1 protein-coding gene and 1 pseudogene are annotated in these 628 nt (G+C 65.8%); both read left to right on the forward strand.

Translation table 11 applies throughout. The features are described from left to right. Nucleotides 1–205: pseudogene (locus AC1D00_RS44265) on the forward strand (oxidoreductase); the annotation flags it as partial. Between the two features lie 10 nt (nt 206–215). Further along, the gene (locus AC1D00_RS44270) at nt 216–512 is read left to right on the forward strand and encodes a DUF1330 domain-containing protein (RefSeq protein ID WP_477015094.1); all 297 of its coding nucleotides are present in this window, start codon (nt 216–218) and stop codon (nt 510–512) included. The last annotated feature ends 116 nt before the right edge of the window (nt 513–628 follow it).

The raw sequence follows: 628 nt of genomic DNA on the forward strand, positions 1-628 counted from the left end.
GGATCTCGCGAAACAAAACGGTCAGTCGGTGGATGAAGCCGCAGCCAATTTCGTCAAGCAGCATCGCCCGAGCTCGCTGATCCAGCGCTTCGCCAGCGTCGACGAGATTGCCAACATGGTGGTCTATGTTGCGTCGAAGGAAGCGTCCGCGACCAACGGCGCGGCGTTGCGCGCGGAAGGCGGCATCGTCAACACGATTGCCTGAGGCGACGCACATGCCGGCCTATGTGATCTCCGAGGTCGAGGTGCGCGACAGGAGTGCGATGGAGGCCTATCGTGCGCTTGCGGCGCAGACGATCGCGCAATACGGCGGCCGCTACCTCGCGCGCGGCGGGGCCGCCGAGGTGGTGGAGGGCGGCCCGCCGCCGAAGACCATCATCATCGTCGAGTTTCCGTCGATGGCCCGGGCGCGCGAATGGTACGCGTCGGCGGAATATGCTGAGGCGTTGAAGCTGCGGCAGACGGCGCTGGAGCGGCGGTTGATGTTCGTCGAGGGCGCGGCGGAATCGTAGGGTGGGTTAGCCCCGCGGGTTGCGCGAAGCGCAAACCGCTAGGCGTAACCCACCTCTTCTGTTGCCGCGGAGGGGGGACGTGGTGGGTTACGCCTTCGGCTAACCCACCCTATGAG

This window comes from Bradyrhizobium sp. P2_E8, from assembly GCF_056403875.1.

What these genes read in the sequence shown, in the direction of transcription:
- AC1D00_RS44270 (WP_477015094.1), top strand. Translation starts at nt 216, where the DNA reads ATGCCGGCCTATGTGATCTCCGAGGTCGAGGTGCGCGACAGGAGTGCG.